Raw genomic sequence first — 18,265 nt, forward strand, 5'->3', positions numbered from 1 at the left:
GTTGGGCCATTGGTCGAGTCACGGTTGACGTGGCGGGGGCAGGGTCATCCCTCGGGCCAGGTCACCTCTCGGGCAGGGTCTTCTGGATGGCCAGTGGTTCCCCGCCCAGGGCAGTGCCCCGATTGAACTCCGTGTCGCCGTAGCGATGGGTGCGCAGCAGGAAACCGATCCCCAGCAGCAGGTACGCCCCACCCAGACCCAGGAGGTGCGGGGTGGACATGCCCTCATCGGGGACGAGAGCTGCAGCCAGCGCGGATCCGGCGACGAAGGCTGCGTTGTAGACCATGTCGTAGACGATGAAGACACGTCCCTTGAAGGCGTCGGCGACGTGGGCCTGACAGATGGTGTCGGTGCCCGCCTTGACCGACTGGGCGAACACACCGATGAAGAACGACGCAATGAGCAGGGCGAATCGATTGATGATCGACCCGGGGAACACCTGCACCACGGCGGTGGCGACCATGAGACTGGTCAGGGCCCGTCGCATACCGATGCCGTGCACCAAGGGGGGCATGAATGCCGCCGACAGCACGATCCCCGTTCCCATGACGACACCCCACACCATCATGTCGCCCATCGCCCCGTTGATGTCGGTCTGGGCGTGCAGCAGATTGCGGTAGCCGAGGATCATTGCCACCGAGTACACCCCGAACAGCACCCGCTGGACGCCGATGAACGTCAACCCAGTACGTACCGTGGGCAGATGGGCGCAGTGACGGAATCCCTCCAGGGTCGAGCGCAACACGTCGGAGGCGCTCTCGCTGCGATCGACGTGGGTCGGTCCGAGTTCCCAACGGTCGAATCGCATGCCCAGACCCACCGAGAATGCGAAGAGCGTCGCCGAGATGACGAAGATGATGGTGTCGGCATGATGCACCGGCATGTGTCGGCCGGCGATCAGGCGCACGGCAGTCGCGATGACGGCACCCAGCATGAGCCCCAGCGGCCCGATGATCGGCATGATCGACGAGGCCGTCAGATATTCGCGCTTGTCAATGGTGTGTTCCAGTCCGGCGGTGAGTGCCGTGAGCAGGAAACGGTTCATGCTCATCGCCACCAGCAGCAGGATGAGCAGGGCGATGTGGGAGGCCTTGTCGCGTGCGCCGTTCCACACCAGTACGCCCAGCATCAGGGCGATGAGGCAACGCAGACCGTCCGTTCCCACGAGGATGCGTTGCCGTGACCATCGATCCAGCACCAGGGAGACGAATGGGCCGAGCAGACAGAAGGGCAGCAGCGTGATGGCAAGCACCATGGCAATGGACCACGCGTCCGGCTGCTGCTCCGGCGACAACAGGACGTAGGAGGCCATGCCCACCTGTAGGGTGCCGTCCGCAGCCTGGGTGAAGATGCGTACCCCAAGGATCCTGCGGAACCTGGGGTGACGCCACAGGCGCTTGAGGTTCTGCCAGAACACGAACTCTCCTTCGTCGACACATGTCGGCTGAGACGATCCTACGCGTGCCAGAAAAGTATGGGGTGTGCGACCACGAGGGTGTCACGAGGCTGCCGAAAACTCGTGATCGCGGGTCTTCCTGCGCCCCCGCCGAAAAGCCCAAGAGGTCACGGACAAAGTAATCCGATCATGGCACTGTGTGACATGAACTCCGCAGGGCAGGCGTTCAGGCGTCTGTGATGTGCGCGGATCCCCTGACGTGACGACGGTGGTCCAGCAGTCGGAGCAGTGGAGTGGTGTGCCGTGTTGTGTCACCAGAACCGCCACGGTGCGGCAGGATGAAACCTGCAGCAACACATGCAGCGGTACGTGATCCACATTCAGAATCGGATGGTGCAAGCCGGGGGGGATGACGTCGCCCCGTGTCGGATCCACCTACGATATTGGGCAGTAGGGTCACCAGTACCGCGCCGACAGGCGACGACCAGGCAACGACGATATGGAGGACATGGCGATGAAGTCGGATCTGCAGATCGCCCGGGAGGCTCGCCTCGAGCCCATTGAGCACGTTGCGAACCGGGCCTCGATCCCGGAGAGCTACCTCGAGCATTACGGCCGCGACGTCGCCAAGGTGTCCCTGGACATCGAGCAGGCCCACGAGGGACGCCCCCGTGCCAAGTACGTCGTCGTCACCGCCGTGACCCCCACCCCACTGGGCGAGGGCAAGACGACGACGGCAGTCGGACTGGCCCAGGGGCTCGAGAAGATCGGTAGGAAGACGATGCTCGCCCTGCGTCAACCCTCGATGGGACCGACCTTCGGCATCAAGGGCGGCGCTGCCGGGGCCGGATACTCCCAGGTGCTCCCCATGGAGAAGCTCAACCTGCACCTCACAGGCGACTTCCACGCCATCACCGCCGCCCACAACCTCCTGGCGGCAATGATCGACAATCACCTGCACCAGGGCAACGCCCTCGACATCGAACCACACTCCATCTCGTGGCGTCGCGTGGTCGACGTCAACGACCGGGCCCTGCGCAACACCATCGTCGGTCTGGGATCCAGGATCGACGGTGTGCCCCGGCAAACCGGATTCGACATCACCGCAGCCAGCGAGGTCGGCGTCATCCTGTCCCTGGCCACCTCGCTGGCCGACCTACGAGCCCGGCTGGGGCGCATCGTCGTCGCCTACACCCGCAGCGGTGAGCCGGTGAGTGCCGAGGACCTCCATGCGGCAGGTGCCATGACCGTCATCATGAAGGACGCCATCAAACCCAACCTGTTGCAGACCACCGAGAACACCCCGGTGCTCGTCCACGCTGGACCATTCGGCAACATCGCCACCGGAAACTCCTCGGTCATCGCCGACCGGGTGGGCAGCAGGTGCGGTGACTTCCTGCTCACCGAGGCCGGATTCGGTGCCGACATGGGGGCCGAGCGGTTCTTCAACATCAAGTGCCGCACCTCTGGTCTGCGCCCCGACGCCGCCGTCCTGGTGGTGACGATTCGCGCCCTCAAGGCACACTCGGGACGTTACAAGATCGTCGCCGGGAAACCACTACCCCCCGACATGCTTGCCGACAGCCCCGAGGACGTACTCGCCGGTGCCGACAACCTGCGCAAGCACATCGAGATCGTCCGCACCTTCGGGGTGTCGCCGATCGTGGCACTCAACGTCTTCCCCGACGACCATGACGACGAGATCGAAGCGGTGCGTCGTGTCGCCGAGCAGGAAGGTGCTCACTTCGCCGCCTCCACCCACGTCGTCGACGGAGGCAACGGAGCCATGGAGCTGGCCCGCGCCGTCGTCGACGCCTGTCACCAGCCCACCGATTTTCGTTACACCTATGATCTGGCCGACAGTCTGGAGACCAAGATCGAGAAGATTGCCACCGAGGTCTACGGGGCCGACGGCATCGACATCTCGCCGCAGGCCGCCAAGGACCTCGCCCACTTCGAGGAGCTGGGCTACGGCCGACTGCCCGTCGTCATGGCCAAGACCCACCTGTCGCTGTCCCACGACCCCCAGCTCAAGGGCCGTCCCACCGGTTGGCGTCTGCCGGTGCGTGAGGTGCGCGCTGCCGTGGGCGCCGGGTACGTCTACGCGATCTGCGGCAACATGCGCACCATGCCCGGACTGGGAGCCCATCCGGCTGCCGAACGCATCGACATCGACGACAACGGTCAGGTCGTCGGCCTCTTCTGAGCACCCACACCCCAGCCGGCCACGCCGACGGCTGCAGCGACGAACAACCACGGAACCATCCGGTACTTGATGCCCAGCGGCTTGTCCAGGGCAACGATGTCGTCGTCAACGTCATGCCCCTGCCGGTCGATGACCAGGTTGACGCGGTCACCCTGGGAGAGCTGACCGTTCGACAGCGGCGGGGACAGGAGGATCCCGTCGTGCCCCTCATCGTGGTACGTGATGGCCGCCACAGTGCAGGCACGTCGCCTGGTCCGCTGCCAGGGATCCTCACACAGCCGGGAAGCGGTGCTGGTCTGGGTGACGACTCCGGTGATGTGATCGCCGGTGGCAAGGAATGTCTGGTTGCGGTCAGCCAGAACGAACAGCAGACCGGCCATGGCAAGGAGGAACACCGTTGCCGCTGCGGTGAGGATCTTCCAGACGTGGGTCACGACTGCCAGTGTAGAGGTTGCTCCCGAACCAGGTGACGTCCTGAACGCCATGCAGGTGTGGTCAATGCCGAACTGGCAAGGGGCACTGTCATGATTCCCAGGTCATGTGTCCCCACCGGATCGTGGGCATCACCGAACTCATCGCAGGGGTGTGGACGAGGCGTCTGCTCGATCCTCGTGCTGCGGATACGCGTTGTTCGTCTCGATCGGATTCGGTTCGAGGGGGAGGTGGGGGTACCGCTGTCTCTCAGTCCGCCAAGGGTCAATCAGAATCCGGTCCGAGGGGGAGGTGGACACGGCACCTGGCCCGACCCCTTTTCGGGGCCGGGCCAGTCATGCATCGAGCTGTTCTGGTGTGGGTGACACCACCACGGTCATCGTCAGGTGGTGCGGGCCGTCATCACGGTGGCAGCGGCGTCACCCACCATTCAGCTCAGCAGACTCACTCCTCGGCAAGCGCCTCGGTCGGTGCCGTCCGGGCGGCATGGCTGCCCGGCAATATCGATGCCAACGCAGCGGCCGCCATGCAGATGAGGATGAGCCCGATCGTCCACGGCCAGTCGACGCCGAAGTGTATCTGCACATTGGTGTCGGCAGTCCGGAAGATCGACGAGATCCCCAACCAGGCGAAGTATCCACCGGCGACCACTCCGACGAACACCCCGACGAAGCTGGTCTGCAGGGCCTCGTGGAGCAGCATGAGACGCAGACTGCGCTTCTGCATGCCCATGGCCCGCAGCAACGCCGACTCGCGGCGTCGCTCCAGCACCGACAGGCCCAGGGTGTTGGCCACACCCACCAGGGCGATGAGCACTGCCACGCCCAGCAGGGCCGTGATGATCATGAGGATGACGTCCAGGATCTTGTCGAGCATGCCGGCTGCCGGGAAACCGCCGCTGACGCTGACGCCCGAGGTGGACATCAGGGGCGTGAGCCGCTCCATGACCGAGGTCATGTTGGTGCGGTCCTGCATCTTCATCCACACCGCGCTCACCTGATGGTTGTCGGAGAGTCGGTCGAGGGCGGCCGTGGTGGTCAGGGCCTCGCTGAAATCGAGGACACCAGAGACCTTCACGACGGAGAGTTCGACCGTCCCCTTCGATCCTGTGACCTTGATCTTCTCGCCCGTCCTGAACGGCAGGCTGTCGTTGACCACGATGGTGTCGTCATTCAGCTTCTCGGAGACGACGTCGCTGATCTGCGACATCTTGTCCTTCTCGGCACCGTAGACGACCACGGAGTTCTGGTAAGAATCCTTGCCCTTGTCGCCGAGATCGGCCAGTGTGCTCTCAAGCTGCAGCTGTGAGGCGACGTTGGGCAGGTCGTCGATCGTGCCCAGCACGGTCTTGGGCAACGCCGGAGCCTCTGGGTGCTGCCCAGCCTTTCCGTTCGACGTCCCAGCGGTGGCATCAGGTGTAGACGACCCAGACTCAGCGTCTGCAGTACTCTGCTCCCCGTCCGGGGCGGGCTCATCGTCCATGGGAGGCAGCGTCGAGATCTGCATGTCGACGGGGAAGTGCTCCTCGATCATCCGATCACCGGTGGAACGCATGGTCGCGGTACCGATCTGCAAGGTCATCGACAGACCAACCGCCAGCATGAGAGCCACGGCCGTCAGCGAGGTACGGCTCGGGTTGCGCACCGCATTGGAGGTCGACAGTCGCGCCGTCGGTCCGAACGGGCGGATGACCAGTCCGAAGAGCTTGATGAGACTGGGCACGTACAGCGGGGCCGCCGCGAGCACCGCGATCGACAGGAGGATCGCCGAGCCGATGGCCACCGGGATGGATGCCAGATTGTCGACGTGGAAGGTGAGCACCGACAGCCCGACGCCGATCAGGAACAGCAGTGAGCACACGATGATGCGTGCGATCGAGGCCTTCCTACGCTCCTCCACGGTGGGAACCGGGCGCAGTGCCTCCAACGGAGCCACCCGAGTGGCCCGGATGGCGGGCAGGAAGGCAGCCAGGATCGTGATGAGCACGCCGATGAGGAACTCACCGACGAGCTCACCCACCGGCCAGCTCAGACCGAACCACAGAGCACCGGTGCGGGCGGCAGCGATGAGGGAGAACACGATACCCAGCACGATGCCCAGCAGGGAGCCGAGCACGCCGAGCACGATGGCCTCCCCGAGGACCATGCGGCGCACGTACCCCCCGGAGGCGCCCACGGCGCGCATGAGGCCGATCTGACGGCGGCGCTGCGCCAGCAGGATGCCGAAGGTGGTGCTGATGATGATGACCCCCACCAACAATGCGATGGCACCGAAGATCATGAGGCCGTACTTGGTGACGTCGAAGCTGCCGATGAGATCCTTGATCGACGCGTCCTGGAACTGTTTGGCGGTCTGCGCCGTGACGGGCTCGTCGGTGTCGAATTTCTGCACGCCCGTGACGTTCTTGACGATTGCCTTGTTGACGGCAGTGGTGTCGGACCCCGGTTTGACGTGCACCAGCCAGGTGCTGTCGCCGTCGTCGCCCGATTTTCCTGGCCCACCGACGTAGAAGGTCTCGTTGAGCAGGGCCTTGGGCTCATCGGCGATGCCGACCAAGGTGGCGTCCTGATCGTTGAACTTGAAGGTGTCGCCCACCTTGAGGTCGAGTTTCTTGGCGCCGTCCTTGGAGGCGACGACCTGGTTGGGCTTCTCGGGCCACTTTCCCTCGGTGAGCTTCGACCACCGGAATCCCTCGGACGGGGTGCTGTAGCTGGTGCCCATGACGTCCGAGCCGTTGTGGCTGGCCATGCCCGAGCTGCTGTACAGCAGCTCGACGTCCTTGACGCCGTCGGTGTCCTCGATGGCCTTGGTGACCTTGTCGGGCTTCTCGATGGCCTTGGTGACCGTGACGACCGAGTCGGCCCTCGTACTGTAGATGGCCTGACGCTTGCCCTCGGCGGTGCCCTGGGTGCGCAGGAAGATGGAGATCGTTGACAGGAAGCCGATCGAGATGGCGATGGCGACGATGGTGGCCACCACCCTGCCGGGGTGGTAGCGCACTTCCTTGAGAGCTTGGCTGATCATCACGCCTCCAGACTGGCCAGGGCCGTGCTGATGGTTTCGGCTTGCGGGGACTCGAAGTCATCGACGATACGGCCGTCGAAGAGCATGAGCGCCCGGTCGGCGTAGGACGCGGCGCGCGGGTCGTGGGTGACCATGATGATCGTCTGGCCGCGGTCGTCGACGCTGTGGCGCATGTACTCCAACAGACGGGTGCCGGCCTTGGAGTCCAGGGCACCAGTCGGCTCGTCGGCGAAGACCACCGAGGGACGGGTCACCATGGCGCGGGCGCAGGCCACGCGTTGCTGCTGACCACCCGAGAGCTCCGAGGGACGGTGCCCCAGTCGGTTGGCGATGCCCAGCTCATCCACGATCTGGTCGAAGAGTTCCTTGTCGGGCTTCCTGCCGGCAAGCTCCAAGGGAAGCAGGATGTTCTGCTTGGCGGTGAGCATCGGCAACAGGTTGAACGACTGGAAGATGAACCCGACCTCCTCACGACGCAGTCTGGTGAGCTGCTTGTCGGGCATGGTGTTGAGCTCGTGACCATTGAGGAAGGCACGTCCGGAGGTGATGGTGTCCAGGCCCGCCAAGCAGTGCATGAGGGTGGACTTGCCCGATCCGGACGGGCCCATGATCGCGGTGAAGGTGCCGCGGGCGAAACGCACGTCGACCTGGTCCAGTGCGATGACACGGGTCTCGTCGGATCCGTACACCTTGCTGAGCCGCAGGCCGGCGGCAGCGTCGGGGGCGATCGTCGAGGAGCCAGCTGCCGGATCTGCAGGGCTGACTGCGTAACGCGGTGGTGTGGTCATGATGGCCTTTCGTCGGGAAGAGGCGTCTTTCGCCGTCATGGCACACACGGTATGCAACGTTCCGGGTGGCCAACATCCTTCCGTGGGATGAAAAATGGCTCCGACCGGGGAAGGTGTGGGGTGGCCGAGGCCGATACCGGTGGATGAGCACCAGGGGATGCCGCCGGCTTGGCACGAGCCGGTCCCCCGAGACGGGGCAGACTGGGCGTGGGCAGCTTGGGCGTGGATCGCGTCGCGACTCAGGGCGACGTGGAGTTCTGACCCTCGGTTTCGCTGAATCCTGCGCAAACTAACCCTGCGCAGGGGCGCGTGCGCCGCGGGCCGCGTTGACTGCGAGGCCCCTTGACCACGGGGCAGCGTTGGTCACAGGGGTGTGCAAACGGGGCTGGTATGGGGAGCCATCCCCACACGCTCAGCGCACCAGGCCGACCTCGTGGGCGAGCAGCACCAGACCCACCCGGTCGCGGCAGTCCAGTTTGCTCAGCAGACGTCCGATGTGGGTCTTGACGGTGCCCTCGGCCATGTAGAGGGTCTGGGCGATCTCGGCGTTGGTGGCACCCTTGGCGATCTCCACCAGCACCTCGCGCTCCCGATCGGTGAGTGAGGCGAGTCGTTCGTCGGCGGCATGGGGATCGGCGGGCAGGGTGGGCACGACGTGGTCGAGCAGACGCTTGGTGGCGGATGGTGCCACGACCGCCTCCCCGTCCGCCACGGAACGAATGGCCGAGAGCAGCTCGGCGGGGCGGGCGTCCTTGAGGAGGAACCCGGAGGCGCCGGCCTTGAGGGCAGCGTAGACGTACTCGTCCAGGTCGAAGGTGGTGAGGATCATCACCCTGGTGGGCAGGCTGGACGCGGCAATCCTGCGGGTGGTCTCCACCCCGTCCATCACCGGCATGCGGATGTCCATGAGGGCGACGTCCACCTCGATGGTGCGCAGTTTCTCCAACGCCTCGGCGCCGTTCGACGCCTCACCGACAACCGCCATGTCATCCTCGGAATCGATGAGCATGTGGAATCCCGAGCGGACCAGGGACTGGTCGTCGACCAGGAGGACGCGGATGGGTTCGGCCATGGTGATTCCTCCCGGTGACTTCGTGGTTGGCGCCAGTGTATCCGCCTGGGTCACGATCTGGTGTGGTTCGTTGTGTCATGGGCTCCATCGTGGTGCCCATCCATCACCTCTGACACCGGCGCTCGTGCGTGACGGCAGCCCAATGGGCCTGGCTGCAATGGCCGACATGGGGAACCCGAACCCAGCAGTCCCCCGGTCGTCGCCGGGTGGCGGGCACCCTCAGGACGGGCTCGCAGGGGGCGTGTCGTGCAGGAACTTGTCAATCTCTGGATTCGCCGGATCGTACTGGTCGCCGCACCAGGTCTCGGCGAATTGTTCCAGCCGCTGATCGGTCGAGTGAAGGAGGAGGAACATCGTTGCGCCGTCGGCAATCATGCCGAGGAGGACGAATGCGCGGGGCAGGTGCAGCAGGAACGCAAGGATGAACAGGATGAGCGCAGGCCACGTCGTCCCAAGCCACGCGATGGACATCTTCCTGGCGACGGCATTCCTCATCTCGTCGGCGTCAACCTTGCCGGTCAGCTTGGTGGGAAACGGACGCAGTACCAAGCCAAGGACCAACGTCACGAGCCAGGATGCGGCAGAGATGCCCAAGGACGTGCCCAGCGGCGCCTGGGAGGGCGGAAGGATCGCCCACGCCACCAGTCCGAAAAGCCCCAGCGACACAGCCATGACGAGGACCACGCGATCCAGGTACCACACGGAGCTACGAGTCGACACAGATTGATGGTACTTCATGCCCCGATCGTCCGAGAATCCACTGCACGTGATGCCGTGGTGGTACTCGATCTGGGGTGTCCGCGTGAGGTTGGGAAAGCCCTGCCTCACCGCAACCGTGAGTCCGTCACGACCGGCAAGCTCACCGCGACGCAGAAGCCACCTTCCTCACGTGGTCCCACGGTGAGCGCGCCACCCATCGATGAGACGCGCTCCCGCATGCCCTGCAGGCCGTGTCCCATCCCGTCCCCCTTGACCGCGTCGCCATAGCCGTCGTCGTCGATGCGCAGGGTGATGAGGCGGGGGCCGTAGTCGACGTCCACCGTCGCATGGGCGGTGGGGCCGGCGTGTTTGAGAACATTGGTGAGGGCTTCCTGTACCACCCGGAAGGCCGTCAGACCGATCGTCTGGGACACCTCGGGGCGCTGTCCATGCACCTGCAGCTGTACGCGTGGGCCAGACCTCGCCACCAGCTCTGGGATGTCGGCCAGGCCGGGGGAGGGAGCGTAGTCGGCCTTGGCATCCGGGTCCTGACGCAGCACGCCGACGATGCGACGCATCTCGACCAGGGCGTCGCGTCCGGTGTCGGCGATGGTGTCGAGCACGTCGATGGCCGCCTCGGGCTTCTTCGTGGCCAGGGCCTTGCCGCCCTCGGCCTGCACGATCATCACCGACAGGGAATGGGCGACGATGTCGTGCAGTTCCCGAGCGATGTCGTTGCGGGTGCGTTCCTCGGCCATGCGAGCTGCCTGCTCACGCTCGGCGAGGATCGCCCGGAACCGCTGGGCCTTGGCGATGCGTTGCTGGGACTCGATGAGCGCCGCCTCACGCAGTCGTCTGCCCACCGCATAGGGGGTGACGACCAGGCCGAGACACACCGTCGTGGCGAGGAACCACATGACCCACGGGGTGCCGGAGGAGTCGTAGTCGGCAGCCAGGGTGTCCCGCCAGCGCAACGGCCCCAGAATGGCACCGATCGTGCCGAGCCACAGGATGATGCGTGACTGACGCCCTGCCGTCCACCGACCCACGGCGTACGAGGCGATCGGCACGGCAATGATCGACAGCACCGGGAACGGGACGAAGATGAGCTGGATGAGTCCGCCAACCAGCAGCAGGGCCATGAGCGCCCCCGGATGATCCCGACGCAGCAACAGGCTGAACACCATGATGATCGACGAGACGAGGGCGGCGACATATTCGGGGATCGGTGCCTGGATGCTTGCAGCCAGGTACGGCACGATGGTGAGGGTCGTCAACACCGTGATGAGGGTCATGTCGACCCACAGGGTCCGCTCCGGGTCGGTGGGGCGCCCATCGTCGACGGTGGGGTTGAGGACCTCCTCCATCCCGGGGATCGACAGTTGTTCCTCGGAGGATCGGTTCGCCCCGAGGCGCCCCAACCGGGCACGTACCGAGGACGTGGCTCGTCCGGAGGATCCCTTGGCCGGCGACTCCTGCTGGTCGGTTCTGCCCTGCTCCCGGGGAGCGCTGGGCTGGCCGGGCGGGCGGGAGTGCGACTCCTGGGGGCGCGTGGCAGCCTCGTCGCTGCTGGGGGAGGATCCGGTGAGGTCGGCAGGGTCAGCAGAACCGCTCGTCTGGTCGATCCGGTTGGTTGCCATGGATTCCAGTTTATGTGGCCCCTGGAAGGTGGCAGGTCGTCGTGCCGGGACGGCTCGGCCGGCCAGCTGGGGGCCTGTTCGACACACCTTGTTCGACGAACCTCGGGCATGGGTTCCTGCTCCCCTGGATTCTGAGGGTCGGTGAGATGACCGTGGGGTCGGTGGGACGGCCGCAGCCTCTCCGGACAACCCGTGCACCTGCACTACAAGGCCCTTCGGCAACCCGTATTCCTGCACGGCCAAGGCCCTTCGACCACATGATGGGGCCCTCGCAGGTGTGGTGGTCGCGGGCGTGGGGATTCACGGCCACCGATGTACATGGCCCTGCATCGCACCGCATAACATGGTGTCCATCACCAGCAATTCGGAGGACTCATGCGGATTCTCATCACCGGCGGAGCCGGCTACATCGGATCGACGGTCGGTTCGGCATGCGAGGAGGCAGGCCACGAGGTCGTCGTCCTGGACGACCTGTCCGCGGGACGCCGCGAGTTCGTCCGCGACCGCACCTTCTACCAGGGCGACATCGCCGACCAGGACCTGCTCGACCGCGTCTTCACCGAGAACCAGATCGACGCCGTCGTGCACTGCGCGGCCAAGATCATCGTCCCGGAGTCGGTTGCCGACCCGCTGGGCTACTACGAGAACAACGTCGGCAAGACGGTCAAGCTGCTGCAGGGTATGCAGCGCAACGGCGTGCACCGTATCCTGTTCTCCTCCTCGGCGTCGATCTACGCCACCGACGACGAGTTCAAGGTGACCGAGGACTCCGCGCTGGACCCCGGCAGCCCGTACGCCACCACCAAGTTCATGGTGGAGCACATCCTGCGTGACGCCGCCCACGCCTCCGACCTCAAGGCACTCAGCCTGCGGTACTTCAACCCGATCGGCTCGGATCCCAAGCTACGTACCGGCCAGCAGATCGAACACCCCACCCACGTGCTCGGCAAGATGATCGACGCCTGGATGGAGGACTCCACCTTCACCGTCACGGGTGTCGAGTGGCCCACCCGAGACGGCTCCGGCATCCGCGACTTCATCCATGTCTGGGACCTGGCCCAGGCCCACGTCGCCGCTCTGGAGCACCTCGACGAGGTGACCGCCGACGAGCCCTACCAGGTGTTCAACATCGGCACCGGGAACGGCGTGACCGTCAAGGAGCTCGTCAAGGCCTTCGAGGAAGGTACTGGCAAGGCTCTCAATGTCGTCTACGGCCCACCACGCCCCGGAGATGTCGCCGGTGCCTACACCGTCTCACACCGTGCCAAGGACCTGCTCGGTTGGAGCGCGGAGTTGACCCCGGCCGACGGCATCCGTGACGCCATCGCCTGGCTGCCCCGTCGCAAGGAGATCTTGGGGTACTGATCTTCCGAATCCCCGACCTGTCACTGGCCTCGCACTCGTGCGGGGCCAGTGGTGTTTTCCCGGCCCGTGGTCCCAGGGCGGCCAGGCTCTTGTCGGTGCGGCTCAGCACCGCCGTGCACAGCTCGTCCTTTGGAATGACGTTGGGGTGGAAGGCTTCGCAGGTGACACCAGTCTCCTCGCAGGTCTCCTCGACGGTGGATCCCGGCACACCCATGCGGGCGAAGGTGGCGACGGGTATGACGCTCCTGGGGGACCTCGACCGTTGAATACGATGCTGTATCGGATTCGATACCGCATCGAATACATACTTGTGTCGAGTGGTGTGCGGACGAGTTCATTGCGGGGTGATGATGTCCTCCTTCCTTCACGATCTTGGGGCCTGGTGCTTCCGCAGAGCAAAGACCGTCGTCGCCCTGTGGCTGGGCCTGCTGGTTCTGCTCGGGCTAGGAGTGGTCGCCCTGCACAGCGACTACGACGATTCCTTCACCATCCCGGGTGCCCCCTCCCAGTTGGCCTACGACAAGCTCCAGGTGACCTTCCCGCAAGCCTCCGCGCTGAGCGCCAATGTCGTCATCACGGTGCCGGATGGCACCGACATCTTCTCGACACCCATTCGCTCCCGGATCGAGAAGGGGGTTGAGGAGCTCAAGGACCTCAAGGACGTCACCGGGGCGACCTCGCCCTGGAACAAGCACGTCACCGGGATGATCAACAAGGATCACACCGCAGCCGTCATCCAGGTGGAACTGGGACAGGTCAGCGCGGTGACCTTCCCCGATTCCGGGCGTGACGACCTGCAACAGGTGAGTCACGACATACAGGCTGGCCTCCCGTCGGGGTCACACGTCCACGTCGGTGGCCAAGCCTTCGAGGCCATGCTGCCCTCCCTGTCGATCACCGAGGTCATCGGCGTCGGGGTGGCCCTCGTCGTCCTCGCCATCACCTTGGGATCCCTGGTGGCAGCCGGGATGCCGATCATCACAGCCGTCCTCGGGGTGGGGATCACGTACTCGATCATGGCGATCCTCACCCGGTTCACGACGGTCAACTCAGTCACACCGATGCTTGCCGTCATGCTGGGGCTGGCCGTTGGGATCGACTACGCCCTGTTCATCCTGTCGCGTCACCGCGACCAGTTGCGTGACGGCTTTGAGGTGCAGGAATCGGCCGCCCGAGCCGTTGCGACCTCGGGTTCGGCAGTGGTGTTCGCCGGGACGACGGTCCTCATCGCCCTCATTGGCCTGGCCATCGCCAACATTCCCTTCCTCACCGTCATGGGCGTCTTCGCTGCCATCGGTGTCGCTCTGGCGGTTGTCATCGCCCTGACAATGCTGCCGGCCTTCATGGGGCTCATGGGAGAGAGACTGCGCCCGTGGAAATCTCGTCGCGGACGGGGGTCGAAGCCAACTGCGATGGCAACCGGGGCGAACAGTGACGACAATGCCACAGCTGGTGGGGACGCACCGTCGACCAGCACCACTGCGGTTGGCAAGGGGGAACGCTCCGGCGGGATCTTCGGGTGGTGGGTGCGCACCGTCACCCGCGTCCCACTGGTGACCATCCTCGTCGTCGTGGTGGGGCTGGGGGCCCTGGCCATTCCGATGAAGGACCTCCACCTCGGCCTGCCCACCGCCGCGGAACTGCCCGCCGACAACACCGCCCGTCAGACCTATGACGCCCTGGAGAAGAAGTTCGGACCAGGATTCAACGGCCCGGTCATCGTCACCGCCGACATCGTCACCTCCACCGACCCGATGAAGATCGTCAACGGGCTCAAGGCCGACATCGAGAAGCTCCCCGGCGTCGACACCGTCGCTCTGGCCGTTCCGAACCAGAACGCCGACACCGCCATGATCCAGGTGCTGCCGACCACCGGCCCCACCGACGAGGCGACCAGTGACCTGGTTCGCGAACTGCGCGACCACAAGTCCGAATGGCACGACAAGTACGGGGTTGACACCGCCGTCACCGGACTGACGGCCATCAAGCTCGACGTCTCCAACCGTCTGGGAGCCGCCCTGCTGCCTTTTGGAATCTTCGTCGTCGGGCTGTGCCTGGTGCTGCTGACGGTGGTGTTTCGGTCGATCGCGGTCCCCATCAAGGCAACCATCGGTTACCTGCTCTCGGTGCTGGCCGCCTTCGGAGCCGCGCAGCTGGTTTTCAACCGAGGCATCGGCCTGTCCGTGGTCAACCTCGACCGTCCTGTCCCGATCATCTCCTTCATGCCGATCGTCGTCATGGGCATCCTCTTCGGCCTGGCCATGGACTACGAGGTTTTCCTGGTGTCGAGAATGCGCGAGGAGTACGTCCACACCGGTGACGCCAAGGGTTCGGTGATCAGGGGATTCATCGGTTCGGGCAAGGTCGTCACGGCAGCCGCTGTCATCATGGTCTCGGTCTTCGTCTTCTTCATCCCGGAGGGCATGAATGCCATCAAGGAGATCGCCCTGGCCCTGGCCGTCGGTATCCTCGCTGATGCCTTCCTGGTGAGAATGACCCTCGTCCCGGCAGTCATGAGCCTGCTCGGTGACAAGGCCTGGTGGCTGCCGACATGGCTGGATCGCCGCCTGCCCCGACTCGACATCGAGGGGGAGGGGATTGCCCACGAGGAGCAATTCGCAGAATGGCCCACCCCTGACCACACCGAGGCCCTGCACGCCGAGGGGATCGGGGTCGACGGTCTCTTCGCCGGCCTCGATCTGCACGTCGAGCCTCATGAGGTGCAGGCCGTCGTGGGTCCCCGGGGCCCGGTCACGGCCGTGCTGCTCGCGGTCGGAGGACGACTTGCCATCGACCACGGTCGGATGAGGTCGGGCGGACGCCTCCTCCCGGAGCGAGCCTCCGCGGTGCGTCGGGTGGCATGGCTCATCGATGCCGCCGACAAGGACCTCACTGAAGAACTCCAGGCAGCCACGGCAGCTCTCACCCATCCACCGCGGCGCCCACCGCGTCTGTTCCTCATTGACCACGCTGATCAGATCGTCGAGCAGTTTCACCGCGATCAGCTGGAATCCCTCATTCGCCAGGTGAACCAGGCCGGTGAGGCCGCCGTGATCCTGGGAGCCCAGCGTGCCGGCCGTATTGACTGGCTGGAGCCACAGGCCGTCCATGACCTGATCGATCAGCCCGAGCCGTCCCTCGGAGGTACCCGATGATGACCGAACGTTCCCACTCCACGATCAGGTTGCGGTGGCCGGCGGTGGTTGCCCTGATCCTCGTACCACTGTTGGTGGTGGCCGGCCTGGTCGGCACCACTTGGCAGACCACCGACCGGCTGGGTCAGGTGAAGGCGGCGGTCGTCAACAAGGACAAGGCCGTCAAGGTCCGTGGACAGGTGGTTCCCATGGGACGCCAGCTCACCGCGGAACTGGTCGGTTCCGGCTCTCCTGCCACCGACGGACACACCGTCGACTGGACCTTGACCGACGCTGACGGGGCGGCCAGGGGATTGCGAGATGGCACGTACTCGGTGGTCGTGACGATTCCGGAGTCCTTCTCGGCCGACGCCACCTCCTACTCGGCCAATGACGCCACCAAGGCCAGGCCGGCCCTCATCGACATCACCACCTCCCAGACCTCACCGGTCTCCGACACCACCATCGCGGCCCTCACTGCCCAGGTGGCGCGACGTTCCCTCAACACCACCCTGACCTCGAGGTACCTCGAGAACGTCTACATCGGCTTCAACCGCTTCGCCCAGCAGATGGGTAGGATGGCCGACGCCGCCGCCAAGCTCGATGACGGGGCGACGAAACTTGCCGATGGCACGAAGACGTCAGCCGCCGGAGCGAGGACCCTGGCCACCGGCATGACGAAGCTCAGTGGTGGAGCCCGGCAGTTGCAGGCCAACGGGGGCACGCTCACTGACGGCGTCTCCCAGCTCTCGGGTGGCCTCAGCGCTCTGTCCGACAAGGGCAAACAGCTCAGTGACGGTGCGAACGGGTTGGCCAGCGGGGTGGCGACCTACACCGATGGCACCGGCAAGGTCGTCGACGGAATCGGTCAGCTGTCCGCTGGCCTGACGACGATGGACCAGAAGGTCAGTGCGGCCACCGGCAAGATCGACACCTCCCAGCTCAACCAGCTCACTGACGGGGCCAGCCAGCTGGCAGACGGGATCGATCAGTTCACGGGTGGCCTGGTCGGGTATCGCACCGAGATTCGTCAGTACGCCTCCGGGGAGAAGACTGCCGAACTCAAGAAGGAGTCCTTGTCCAAGGGTGAGGCGGACTTCATGGCACGCTGCACCCAGAGGCACACCGCACAGGATTGTCAGAATCTGCTGCCTCTCGTCCACGACGCCATGACCGACGGGTACGCCCTCGGCGTGCGCGCTGGCTCGGCGGTGGCCGTCAAGGCGATGGCCATCAAGGATCCCAACTCCGGCATGAGCATCGACGACGGCATCGACCAGCTGGCTGACGGCTCCTCGCAGCTGTCCCAGGGTGTCGACAAGTTCACGGTCGAGATACGTACCGGACTGCCCAAGGTGGTCGGCCAGATCGCCCAGCTGCGAGATAGCATCCACCAGGCCGCCACTGGTGCCCAGACCCTGGCCACCAAGTCCCGACAACTCAAGGGAAGCGGGGCCAAGCTCTCCGCGGGGGCTGTGACCTTCGCCAATGGTGTTGACACCTACACCGGCGGGGTTTCCAAGGCGGCCGCCTCGACCTCGAAGCTCGAGCAGGGAGTCAATCAGTACGTCGGCGGTGTGAATCAGCTCTCTGACGGGGTGATGAAGGCTTCCGCGGGGGTCGGCACCTTTGCGTCCGGGATGACGAAACTCAACGGTGGGGCCCAGAGACTCACCGACGGCACTGGCAAGTTCTCCGGTGAGCTTGCGTCCGGGACCAAGAAGGTGCCGACCTACTCTCAGAATGACCGCACCAAGCTGGCTGACGTCGTGTCCGCTCCCGTCAATGGGAATGGGCCTGCCATTGCGACCTCGGTGGCCGCGGTGGCGGTTCTGCTCATCCTTGGTGCCTGGATCGCTGCTCTGGCGACCTGGCTGGTGGCTCGCACAGTTCCCTCGCGGGCGCTGAGTTCCGCGCGCTCGACCCTGGGACTGCTGGTCCGGACGATGTCGGTCGGCGCCATCGTGACCGTCGCGGTGAGTATTGGCCTGACGGTCATCGGCGGGGTGGTGTTGAGTCTCTCGGTACCACGGTCGATCGGATTGGGAGGATTGCTGCTCCTCATCGGGGCGATGTTCGGCCTAGTCAACCACGCCCTGGCCGCATGGTTGCATGGTCTGGGGCGGCTCATCAGTGTCGTCCTGGTGACGGTGAGTGTTGCTGCCGGGCTGGCGAGCACTGTCCCCGCCCCGGTGCACTGGGGCGACGCCGTCTCCCCGCTGCGACCTGCGTTGCAGGCTGTGCAGGCCGTCGTGGCTGGGAACAATCCCAGCTTCGGATCCTTGCTGGCCGTCGTCACATGGGCGGTGGCCGCTCTCCTCGCCAGCCTGCTCGCGGTGGGACGGCGGCGTCAGACCAGCGCCAAGGAACTTCTGGCTGCCAGCTCAGCTTCAGCGTGCAGCGGTGATCTGGAGTGACACCATGAACAAACCCCTCCTCGCGAGTCCTGCCGTGCTGGCCAGCGCCATTGCGGTGACCAGCCGGATCCGCTCGGTTCGGAGGGGTTGGA

General features: G+C 65.2%; 12 protein-coding genes. 5 read left to right on the forward strand and 7 right to left on the reverse strand.

Annotation, left to right across the window (positions count from 1 at the left end):
- Positions 1–61 precede the first annotated feature (61 nt).
- Entirely contained in the window at positions 62–1,417 is a 1,356-nt protein-coding gene (locus tag ACP8JZ_RS00190; protein ID WP_484482476.1) for an MFS transporter, read from the reverse strand.
- Positions 1,418–1,904: 487 nt separating this feature from the next.
- Between ACP8JZ_RS00190 and ACP8JZ_RS00195 the strand changes: the two genes are divergently transcribed.
- The gene (locus ACP8JZ_RS00195) at positions 1,905–3,602 is read left to right on the forward strand and encodes a formate--tetrahydrofolate ligase (protein ID WP_484482477.1); all 1,698 of its coding nucleotides are present in this window, start codon (positions 1,905–1,907) and stop codon (positions 3,600–3,602) included.
- On the opposite strand, the gene ACP8JZ_RS00200 is transcribed toward ACP8JZ_RS00195, so the two are convergent.
- From ACP8JZ_RS00200 to ACP8JZ_RS00225, 6 genes are all read right to left on the reverse strand, one after another.
- Positions 3,581–4,036, reverse strand: coding sequence for a hypothetical protein (locus ACP8JZ_RS00200; RefSeq protein ID WP_286320240.1), 456 nt, complete (start codon positions 4,034–4,036; stop codon positions 3,581–3,583). The genes ACP8JZ_RS00195 and ACP8JZ_RS00200 overlap by 22 nt on opposite strands.
- Positions 4,037–4,478: 442 nt before the next feature.
- Positions 4,479–7,058 carry an ABC transporter permease gene (locus ACP8JZ_RS00205; protein WP_306517152.1) on the reverse strand — a complete coding sequence of 860 codons (2,580 nt, stop codon included), beginning with the start codon at positions 7,056–7,058 and terminating at the stop codon, positions 4,479–4,481.
- Positions 7,058–8,125, reverse strand: a complete 1,068-nt coding sequence (locus ACP8JZ_RS00210) for an ABC transporter ATP-binding protein (RefSeq protein WP_484482845.1) — start codon at positions 8,123–8,125, stop codon at positions 7,058–7,060. Before ACP8JZ_RS00210 ends, ACP8JZ_RS00205 begins: the two co-directional genes overlap by 1 nt.
- 133 nt (positions 8,126–8,258) lie before the next feature.
- Positions 8,259–8,918, reverse strand: a complete 660-nt coding sequence (locus ACP8JZ_RS00215; RefSeq protein ID WP_306517154.1) for a response regulator — start codon at positions 8,916–8,918, stop codon at positions 8,259–8,261.
- A 219-nt stretch (positions 8,919–9,137) separates the two neighbouring features.
- Positions 9,138–9,656 (reverse strand): hypothetical protein, encoded by a 519-nt coding sequence (locus tag ACP8JZ_RS00220; protein WP_306517155.1) that lies wholly within the window; start codon positions 9,654–9,656, stop codon positions 9,138–9,140.
- 86 nt (positions 9,657–9,742) lie between these two features.
- Positions 9,743–11,257: a sensor histidine kinase gene (locus ACP8JZ_RS00225; RefSeq protein WP_323458151.1), complete on the reverse strand. Its 1,515-nt coding sequence runs from the start codon at positions 11,255–11,257 to the stop codon at positions 9,743–9,745.
- 375 nt (positions 11,258–11,632) lie between these two features.
- Between ACP8JZ_RS00225 and galE the strand changes: the two genes are divergently transcribed.
- From galE to ACP8JZ_RS00245, 4 genes are all read left to right on the forward strand, one after another.
- A complete protein-coding gene (galE, locus tag ACP8JZ_RS00230) occupies positions 11,633–12,622 on the forward strand; it encodes a UDP-glucose 4-epimerase GalE (RefSeq protein ID WP_484482478.1) in 990 nt (329 codons plus the stop codon).
- A 95-nt stretch (positions 12,623–12,717) separates the two neighbouring features.
- Entirely contained in the window at positions 12,718–12,888 is a 171-nt protein-coding gene (locus ACP8JZ_RS00235; protein ID WP_410172616.1) for a hypothetical protein, read from the forward strand.
- 81 nt (positions 12,889–12,969) lie between these two features.
- On the forward strand, positions 12,970–15,777 hold the full coding sequence (locus tag ACP8JZ_RS00240) for an MMPL family transporter (RefSeq protein ID WP_484482479.1): 2,808 nt from the start codon (positions 12,970–12,972) through the stop codon (positions 15,775–15,777).
- Complete coding sequence (locus tag ACP8JZ_RS00245) at positions 15,774–18,173, forward strand: YhgE/Pip domain-containing protein (RefSeq protein WP_484482480.1); 2,400 nt, start codon at positions 15,774–15,776, stop codon at positions 18,171–18,173. The genes ACP8JZ_RS00240 and ACP8JZ_RS00245 overlap by 4 nt, the downstream gene beginning before the upstream one ends.
- The last annotated feature ends 92 nt before the right edge of the window (positions 18,174–18,265 follow it).

The sequence above is a fragment of the Cutibacterium sp. LaCa_286 genome (genome assembly GCF_057198075.1).